Origin of the sequence: Pseudoalteromonas sp. Z1A6, from assembly GCF_011378745.1 — a bacterium.
GTDB classification, from domain to species: Bacteria; Pseudomonadota; Gammaproteobacteria; order Enterobacterales; family Alteromonadaceae; genus Pseudoalteromonas; species Pseudoalteromonas arctica.
In genome coordinates, this window is record NZ_WTKW01000201.1 from 1 (window position 1) to 7,874 (window position 7,874).

At 39.7% G+C, this 7,874-nt stretch carries 7 protein-coding genes; 1 reads left to right on the forward strand and 6 read right to left on the reverse strand.

What is annotated here, in order from left to right; translation table 11 throughout:
- Positions 1–106: 106 nt before the first annotated feature.
- The 6 genes from galU to rppH all read right to left on the reverse strand — a co-directional run bounded on the left by galU (position 107) and on the right by rppH (position 6,401).
- Positions 107–985, reverse strand: coding sequence for a UTP--glucose-1-phosphate uridylyltransferase GalU (gene galU, locus GQR46_RS12970; RefSeq protein ID WP_007583126.1), 879 nt, complete (start codon positions 983–985; stop codon positions 107–109).
- Positions 986–1,008: 23 nt separating this feature from the next.
- Positions 1,009–1,860, reverse strand: a complete 852-nt coding sequence (locus GQR46_RS12975) for a thymidylate synthase (protein WP_101217579.1) — start codon at positions 1,858–1,860, stop codon at positions 1,009–1,011.
- A 10-nt stretch (positions 1,861–1,870) separates the two neighbouring features.
- Positions 1,871–2,674 carry a prolipoprotein diacylglyceryl transferase gene (lgt, locus tag GQR46_RS12980; RefSeq protein ID WP_007583122.1) on the reverse strand — a complete coding sequence of 268 codons (804 nt, stop codon included), beginning with the start codon at positions 2,672–2,674 and terminating at the stop codon, positions 1,871–1,873.
- Between the two features lie 13 nt (positions 2,675–2,687).
- Positions 2,688–3,497, reverse strand: coding sequence for a sulfite exporter TauE/SafE family protein (locus tag GQR46_RS12985; RefSeq protein ID WP_024589991.1), 810 nt, complete (start codon positions 3,495–3,497; stop codon positions 2,688–2,690).
- Positions 3,498–3,587: 90 nt separating this feature from the next.
- Positions 3,588–5,852 (reverse strand): phosphoenolpyruvate--protein phosphotransferase, encoded by a 2,265-nt coding sequence (ptsP, locus tag GQR46_RS12990; RefSeq protein WP_165727554.1) that lies wholly within the window; start codon positions 5,850–5,852, stop codon positions 3,588–3,590.
- A 30-nt stretch (positions 5,853–5,882) separates the two neighbouring features.
- On the reverse strand, positions 5,883–6,401 hold the full coding sequence (gene rppH, locus GQR46_RS12995; RefSeq protein ID WP_002958704.1) for an RNA pyrophosphohydrolase: 519 nt from the start codon (positions 6,399–6,401) through the stop codon (positions 5,883–5,885).
- Positions 6,402–7,084: 683 nt separating this feature from the next.
- On the opposite strand from rppH, the gene mutH reads away from it, so the two are divergent.
- Positions 7,085–7,756, forward strand: coding sequence for a DNA mismatch repair endonuclease MutH (gene mutH / locus GQR46_RS13000; RefSeq protein ID WP_024589993.1), 672 nt, complete (start codon positions 7,085–7,087; stop codon positions 7,754–7,756).
- The last annotated feature ends 118 nt before the right edge of the window (positions 7,757–7,874 follow it).

Below are 7,874 nucleotides of genomic sequence, written 5' to 3' on the forward strand. Positions count from 1 at the left end.
TACCAAACAGCCTGCTGCAAATTTAACCTCGAAAGATAAACAGGCCCTGATAAAACTCATAAAAAAAGGCGCCGATATAGGCGCCTTTCATGTTTTACGTTAACTGTTAAATCAGTTTTTTGATAAATGATTTTAATTCATCGGCAAATTCGTCGCGACGAAGTGCAAATTCAATCGTTGCTTTTAAGTAACCAATTTTACTTCCACAATCGTGGCTACGGCCTTTTATAGCGTATGCATCTACTTTTTCGTGTTCCATTAACATCGCAATTGCGTCAGTTAATTGAATTTCGTCGCCTGCACCTTGCGGAGTTTTTGCAAGTAACGGCCAGATATTTTCGCTTAATACGTATCGACCCACTACAGCTAAGTTTGATGGAGCTTCATCTACTGGCGGCTTTTCTACCATATTAAGAATTGGCGAGCTTTCACCTTGCTTTAAGTCAACATCACCTAAATCAACCACACCAAACTGGTTCACTTGTGCCATTGGTACTGGTTCTACCATAATTTGGCTGTGCTTGGTTTTCTCAAAATTAGCGATCATTTCTGCTAAGTTATCTTTTTTAAGATCGCTCTCTACATCATCAATAATTACATCTGGTAAAATAACTACAAACGGTTCGTTACCAATAATAGGCGCTGCACAACTAATAGCATGGCCTAAGCCTTTTGCTTCACCTTGGCGTACGTGAATAATGGTTACGTCTTTAGGGCAGATTGCTTGCACTTCGGCAAGTAGTTGCCGCTTAACACGCTTTTCTAAAGTAGCTTCTAGTTCAAAACTTGTATCGAAGTGATTTTCGATTGAATTTTTACTTGAGTGCGTTACTAACACTATTTCTTTAATTCCTGCAGCAACGGCTTCGTTTACTACATATTGAATTAAAGGACGGTCTACCACTGGAAGCATTTCTTTAGGAATTGCTTTAGTGGCTGGTAACATACGAGTACCAAGGCCCGCTACTGGGATCACTGCTTTCATTTTATGTTTTCCTTAATCTTTTATTATACTGAAAATGGATATTGAATCGCTTCATGGCATTGATAGCCTATTACTTCAAAGTCGTCTCGTGTTACCCACGTTTCTATGTCTTCTAATGATTTAATTTTTGGATTAATTTTTAACTGAGGTGATTCAAATGGCTCACGCGTTAACTGCACGTCTCGCATCAGTTCAAGTTGGTTTTCGTAAATGTGTGCATTAGCAATTTTATGATACGCCTTACCCGCTTTGTGGCCGGTAATTTGAGCCACTAACGCAAGCAACACAAAACACTGAATTTGATTGAAATTAAGGCCGAGCGGTACATCACAGCTTCGCTGGTATGACGTTAAATATAGCGTATCGCCAAGTAGCGAAAAAGTGTGCGTATGCATACACGGCCGCAAACAACCAAGCTCAAACTCACCTGGATTATAAAACGTGATTATTTCACCACGGTCATCAATGCCATTTTTTAAGTTATTAATAACTTTGGAAAGCTGATCAAGCGTTGAGCCATCTGGACGTTGCCAACCACGGCCTTGTACGCCATAAACACGGCCCATATCGTCCTCGCCTTTACGGTGAGGATTATTAAGCCATGCATTGTTATCGTTTGCGTTAGCATCCCATGTTTTACAGCCAATTTCACGAAACTGCTCAGCGCTGTCGTACCCGCGTAAATATCCTAGTAACTCAGCAATCGCTGCTTTGTAGTAACTTTTGCGCGTAGTGATCATTGGAAACTTATTATTAGCCACATCGTATTCTAAATCGGCATTAATAACGGTTAAACAACGCGTACCTGTACGTTTGTTTTCGACCCACTGACCTTCGTCAACAATACGCTGACATAATTTTAAATATTGTTTCATGCTTTTCTTATTATGCCTTAGCTGTTTTAACGTGTTGTGGTTGCTTATATGCCCAAATTAATAAACCTAAACCACCCACTATCATAGGAAGTGACAATATTTGTCCCATTGAAATAAAGTCGGCAAATAAACCGAGTTGTGCATCGGGTTGACGGAAATATTCAATACAGAATCTAAACACGCCGTAACCTAATAAAAATACACCGGCTACGCTGCCTGCTGGACGTGGTTTTTTAATAAACCATTGCAGGATTAAAAACAGCACTAAGCCTTCAAAAAATGCTTCGTATAACTGCGATGGGTGACGCGCAAGCGGACCGCCCGTTGGAAATACCATTGCCCATGGCACGTCAGTAACTCGGCCCCATAACTCACCGTTTATAAAGTTACCAATACGCCCTGCTAAAAGCCCTACAGGAACAAGTGGTGCAACAAAGTCGCCTACTTGAAGCAGTGACTTTTTACGCGTCCACGAAAAAATTGCGACGGCGGTTATAACGCCAAGTGTTCCACCATGGAACGACATACCGCCCTGATCTATCCTAAATAAATACAGTGGGTTTTCTATAAAATAACTAAACTGGTAAAACAATACGTAGCCAATACGCCCACCTAGTATTACCCCTAACATGCCGTAAAACAGTAAATCGCTTACTTGGTCTTTAGTCCAACCCGAATTTGGCTTTGACGCTTGACGATTAGCAAACCACATCGCAAATGCAAAACCTATTAAGTACATTAAGCCATACCAACGTACGCTTAGCGGTCCAACAGAAAAAATAATTGGATCAATTTGAGGAAACTCAAGTGCCATAAAAAATAAACCTTTAGCTAAAAACCATTTTAATTGCGATAACTACAAGCAGTACCGCGAAAACTTTCTTAATTGTATTAACAGGTAAATAGTGAGTTGCTTTGGCGCCAATGGGCGCAACAAACCACGAGGTAATAACAATCCCAAATAATGCAGGTAAATAAACAAACCCGGCAAAACCATGCTCTAAATCGGTAACATGCCAGCCTGCGCTGATGTAACCAATAGAGCCAAATAATGCAATAACAATTCCGCACGCTGCCGCGCAGCCAATTGCTTTTTTTATATCAACCGAAAAATAATTAAGCATCGGTACTATTAAAGCTCCGCCGCCAATCCCTATTAAACCTGATAACCCGCCCATTATTGCAGAAACGCCCCCTAAAATAGGACCAGCCGGCAACGGTTTTTCTGACATCGGTTTATTACGCGCGGAGAGCACCATTCTTGCTGCAATAAATACAACACTTATAGCAAACACTGTACGTAATATTTGTTCAGGGATTAAACTTGCTGCAAAGCCACTAATAAGTGCACCTAAAGCAACACCCGACATAACCCACGGGGCGATTGCCCAAGGCACATTATCATTTTTATGATGAGCCAGCGCTGAAGACGTTGAAGTAAATAAAATAGAAGCGAGTGAGGTTGCAATAGCAATTACTAATACATGATCAGCCGACGTTACATTAAATGAGAGTAGCAGAGTGCTTAGTACTGGAACGATAATTAAACCGCCGCCAATGCCTAGTAACCCAGCTAAAAACCCAACAATACAGCCTAGTAGTGCGCAGCTTGCGACTAACAAACCTAAGTCATACATAGTAATCTCAAATACCCTTTTAAGGTTTATATATTAAAGGATTATAAAACTAATAGCATCTGTGTATTGCAATTAATTAGGTGTACAAGCTTATTTTGGGGTGTAAAACAAATCACCTAATTTATGCTCTAGCATAAAGCTTCGCGTTAAACGTAGTACTTGTTTGGCTGTGGATTGCGCTAAACATTCACTTAGTAGTTGTTCCATGTCACTGACATTTAAACGCCTAAGTACCCACTTCACTTTATTAAGCGATGATAAATTCATACTCAGGCGTCTGTACCCCATGGCAATAAGTAAAATAGCTCCTTCAGGATCGCCGCCTAGTTCACCACACAAACTAAATGGCAGTTCATATTGCTCACATTCGTGCGCCACTTTATTTAGTACTCTTAGTACACCTGGGTGATAAGGGTTAAAAAGTTCGGCTACACGTGCGTTAGCCCTGTCTACTGCTAATAAATACTGTGTTAAATCGTTACTGCCTACTGAGCAAAAATCAACTTTTTTTGACCACTCTGGAAGCATAAATACACTTGAAGGTACTTCCAGCATTATTCCTATGTCGGGTCTTTCTATGGTTTGCTCTGGGTATTTTTCACTTAACTCAAAATAAGCCTGTTCAAATAACGCAAGTGACTCATCAACTTCTTCAGTGCCACTGATCATAGGGAGCATTATTTTTAAATTACCCAAACCAATATTTGCTTTAAGCATCGCTTTTAGTTGATCTAAAAATAACTCTGGATGATCAAGGCTTATACGAATACCACGCCAACCTAAAAATGGGTTTTCTTCGGTAATATTAAAGTAATCAAGTACCTTATCGCCCCCAATATCCAATGTACGCATAACCACAGGATTAGGATGATAGCTAGTTAGTACTTCTCGGTACCAATTTTCTTGCTCTGATTGCGAAGGAAACTGACCCTTTTGCATAAACCACGCTTCGGTTCGATAAAGCCCCACACCGTCACAAATATGAGCGCTACTTTGCTCAGTATTAAGCTCAAGGCCTGCGTTTAATAATAAGCTAACATGTTCACCGTCAAGCGTAATTGATTCTGAGTCTTGCTCAGCTAAAAAGCGGTTATTAAGTAGGTTATCTTGATGCTGTAACTCTGTGTATTCGTCCATCAGCATTTGTGAAGGCGATATATATAAACGCCCAGCAAATGCATCTAAAATCATCGGTTTGCCATTAAACTGCAGTAGAGGTAAATCCTCTATACCCCAAATGGCAGGAATGCCCATCGCACGCGTTAATATAGAAGCATGGCTATTTGCAGAGCCATTTACGCTTACAACGCCTATTAAATGACCTTTTGGCACTTCAGCAAGCATGGCGGGTGTTAAGGTATTAGCAATTAAAATAGTGTTGGCCGGATAATTTTTAACAGCGTGCTCGGTATTTACAAGGTGGTGTAATACGCGAAGACCTATGTCTTTAACGTCAATAGCACGCTCTTTTATATAAGGGTCTTGCATGGCATTAAATTGAGATATTAAACGCTCTATTACAATTTTTAGGGCGCTTTTAGCACACCACCCTTCTTGTAATTGCATTTCAACATTATGCCCTAAACTTTTAGCATCAAGCAGTTGTTGATACACATCAAATACCGCAAGAGCTTCGTGCGGAATAGAATCGCTTAGCGTCATCGATAGGGTATTAAATTCTTTGCGCGTTGCAGCTACAGCTTGAGTAAACAAACGACGCTGCTCAGTGACGTCACTGTCTTTTAAAAGCTCAATAGATTTAAAATCAAGTTTTGGTAATACAACAAATGCTTGTCCTATACCTATTCCTGGCGCGCTCGATACACCTTTTAAAACAGACGTTTGATGAGATGATTCATCTTGGCGTAGTATTTCTTTAATTTCAGCATGCGCTAACTGTGACGCAAGTTGGGCAGAAAGCGTTATTAAAAACGACTCTTCGTCTTGGCTAAATACACGTGCCATCTTTTGTTGGACAACAATAACGCCCAGTACTTTTTTTTGATGAACAACGGGTACAGATAAAAAAGCGTTGTAGCCTTCTTCATTTACTTCGGGGGAGAGCTTAAAACGAGGATGCGATTTAGCAAATGCAATATTAATAGGTTCTTCACGTTGCGCTACTAGGCCAACTAAACCTTCGGTAAAACCAATTCTAAACTTACCTACCGCATCGGGGTTTAGCCCTTCGGTTGCCATAAGTACAAAATTGTCCTGGCTGTAATCTGCAAAATAAATGGAGCAGCACTGGGTTTTCATGGCATCTTTAACCATTTGCACAAAGCACACTAATGCGCTGTCTAAATTCGCTTGTCGCGATACAGACTCCGCAATAGATCTCAGTGTAGCCAGCATGTCCTGCTCCTTTATTTTATTCTGAATTAACTACCTTTTACTTCGCCAATGATCTTTATGTTGTTCTCTCTTATTAAAAGGCATGGCGAAAGGAGCAAACTCTTTCATTACACGTCGATAAACATCCCGTTTAAACGATACAACCTGTCTTACAGGATACCAATAACTTACCCAGCGCCAATCATCAAATTCAGGATGATGGGTTTTAAGTAAATTTACATCTTCGTCTTTACAGCGTAATTTTAGTAAAAACCATTTTTGTTTTTGCCCAATACACACCGGACTAGAGTCTCGGCGGATTAATCGTTTGGGTAATTTATAGCGTAACCAATGTTTTGAGCTTGCGACTATTTCTACATCTTCTGGTCGCAACCCTACTTCTTCGTGTAATTCACGGTACATGGTTTGTTCTGCAGTTTCGCCATCATCAACACCACCTTGGGGAAATTGCCAAGAGTGTTGACCATAACGTCTGGCCCAAAAAACCTGTCCCTGATTATTGCAAATCACAATTCCGACATTGGCACGAAAACCTTCGGCATCAATCACCTTAGTGCCTCATTTGTAAGTCGATTTTTAATGATTGTTCCACATTAGCCGCAATACGGCAAATACTATTATACCCAACCCGATTAGTAAGCTAAGTTTGAGCTTTTAGTACATTGATAAATTATGGAGAGTGGGTAAATATTTGGAAAATAACTTAACAAGGCTATTGCGGTTCTTGTTTTCCTCTAGTTACTCACAGTTTGTGCATAACTTTTGTAAAACACGCTCATTTTGCAAACAAATCCACAATATTAGATCTAAAAACTTGGCTTCTCCACAGATTCTGTGGATAAACATGTTCATATAGTTGTATTTATCCTTACAACTTTTAAATTGCTTAATCAAAACTGAATGTACAACATTAAAAAAACCAACTGAGTCAGTAACTTAAAGTAAAGCAGCTTAATTTCGATATGTTCAAAATTAACTCAAACAACAAGCGAGCAAAAAACACACAACTCTAGTGATATCCACGGCTTAGCCTATTTGCTATCATGGCTATGATATTTATACAACCGAAATTAAGAATACTAATTACGTTGAATTGATATTTATAATCGCAATAAAAAGTAGCTCAATAACAAAAAACTATCATATGCAGTTTCTCCGCATAAGTAATTTCAACGTAGTTAGTGAGTTGTTAAACCTCTATAATATTCATATTTTAATAAAATTGGCATGACATGCGACCTACAAAACCACACTCAATAAACGATTTAATGCAACGCGTTAATAATATTGCCGGATTAACTCTAGGGCAGCTTGCTAACAAGTATAATTTTAAAACGCCAGATGATTTACTGCGCGAAAAAGGTTGGACTGGTCAGTTAATTGAATATGTACTAGGTGCTACTGCGGGCTCAAAACCACTTCCTGATTTTGAAGATTTAGGAATTGAGCTAAAAACACTCCCTATTTCCTATAAAGGTAGGCCACTAGAAACGACCTTTGTATCGGTTACACCCTTAATGAACGTTACAGGAATGACGTGGCATACCAGCTCTGTACGTAAAAAACTAAATCATGTTTTATGGCTGCCAATTTTAAGCGAACGTGATATTGCCCCGTTTGATAGAACCATTGGCAGCGGCTTTTTGTGGCAACCCTCACCTGAACAGGACGCTTTATTACAGCGCGACTGGGAAGAGCAAATGGAGCTAATTGCGCTAGGTAGAGTCGACGAAATATCAGGCCATTTAGGCGATGCGATGCAAATACGCCCTAAAGCAGCTCATAGCAAAATAGTGACTGATGCTATTGGTCCAAATGGGCAAATAATTAAAACCCTACCCCGTGGCTTTTACTTAAAAACCAGTTTTACAGGTGATATTTTAAAGCAGCAGTTTCAGCTTTAACTGTGTTATAAAATATTAAAACTTAAGTAACCTTTAATATTATTGCCGCCACCCTCTTTCGCTCTGTGCGCGCGCCAGCAAGCTTAACCCTACAACTTATTCTCATATCTTTGAAAAA

Coding starts and splice junctions, on each gene's coding strand:
- galU (WP_007583126.1), bottom strand. CDS start 985: ATGAAAGCAGTGATCCCAGTAGCGGGCCTTGGTACTCGTATGTTACCA.
- GQR46_RS12975 (WP_101217579.1), bottom strand. CDS start 1,860: ATGAAACAATATTTAAAATTATGTCAGCGTATTGTTGACGAAGGTCAG.
- lgt (WP_007583122.1), bottom strand. CDS start 2,674: ATGGCACTTGAGTTTCCTCAAATTGATCCAATTATTTTTTCTGTTGGA.
- GQR46_RS12985 (WP_024589991.1), bottom strand. CDS start 3,497: ATGTATGACTTAGGTTTGTTAGTCGCAAGCTGCGCACTACTAGGCTGT.
- ptsP (WP_165727554.1), bottom strand. CDS start 5,852: ATGCTGGCTACACTGAGATCTATTGCGGAGTCTGTATCGCGACAAGCG.
- mutH (WP_024589993.1), top strand. CDS start 7,085: ATGCGACCTACAAAACCACACTCAATAAACGATTTAATGCAACGCGTT.